Genomic DNA, 1,102 nt, shown 5'->3' on the forward strand with positions numbered 1-1,102 from the left:
TTATTTGGAGGCATCATCTTCTGAAGAGCCGACTCTTTGCTTTGCGCTGAATAATGTTTCATTGTTACTCCACACCCTCTATTTAATGGTTAAATATTAAGCGCGACAACTAGTCTGACAGAGAGGGAATATAACAAAGCGCATACTCAAATGTGCCTGGCAGGATTTGCTCAGAAAAATTGATAGGAATGAATTTATTTTGGCAGGATAAGTCAGGCTTGTAGTTGGCCATAACAGTTTACCGTGGGTGAATAATATCTATTAGATCACAGTAACCCAGTGGATTCAAGGTTAAAAAGCAATCAAGTCAAATGTGCAGAACCAGTTCCTAAAAAGAGTAATTCTACAACCTCAACGCCCACATTAAGGGGCTTTTTAATAGTTTGCTAATATTGTGAAGCGAAGCGGAACCGAGCAAACTGTAAAAAGTCCCGCTTTAATTGCTTGTTATGTAGCTAATTTACCAATGCTTTTTGCGATCAATATAATATTTCATTGTTGCAAAAATATAAGCCATTAAAAAGAATGCGGGAGTAGCAAAAATATCAGGTTTAATAACCCATGATAAGACTCCAAGAGTTAAGCAAAGGAACTCCATGCTTAATACCTGTTTTCTTGCTTTAACTCCCCAGAAAAACCACCTTATAAAGGGTGACTCTGATTTCCATGATTCTGAATTTTTGTCTATCACTATAATTTCCTCTTTTAGTTTAGAAATATCAATTTCAAAAACAGAGGCGAGTGATTTAAGAGATTCAAGACTGGCTTTATTGCCACTTTCAATTCGTTGAATTGTTCTGGTACTCAAACCAGACATTATTGCAAGTTGCTCTTGAGACCAGTTCCGTTTCTCTCGTAATTTTTTAACTATCATAAAATACCCTCGTCCATCTGTGAGGAAAACTTAACTTACAAACACTGTTGGCGGCTACGAAATACACCCGACAGCGGCACGACAGTTATAATTTAGCTACAATCGTGGTAGAGCGACCCATTACTGGGCCGACCCCACACAGATCCGGACGTGCGGAACTACCGCATCCGGCTCTTCAGTTATATATTCACGCGTGTAAATCACCACGTACTTAGTACCCGTCCACAT

General features: G+C 38.9%; 1 protein-coding gene. It reads right to left on the minus strand.

Annotated features, from left to right (window positions below; translation table 11 throughout):
- Window positions 1–460: 460 nt before the first annotated feature.
- Window positions 461–874 carry a helix-turn-helix domain-containing protein gene (locus ACJJVX_RS00005; RefSeq protein WP_405629421.1) on the minus strand — a complete coding sequence of 138 codons (414 nt, stop codon included), beginning with the start codon at window positions 872–874 and terminating at the stop codon, window positions 461–463.
- Window positions 875–1,102: the final 228 nt, after the last annotated feature.

Source organism: Pseudoalteromonas sp. Ld20, from assembly GCF_045064175.1.
Taxonomy (GTDB): domain Bacteria; phylum Pseudomonadota; class Gammaproteobacteria; order Enterobacterales; family Alteromonadaceae; genus Pseudoalteromonas; species Pseudoalteromonas neustonica.

Bases quoted from the DNA above. Each gene is read 5' to 3' on its own strand.
- ACJJVX_RS00005 (WP_405629421.1), bottom strand. From the start codon at position 874: ATGATAGTTAAAAAATTACGAGAGAAACGGAACTGGTCTCAAGAGCAA.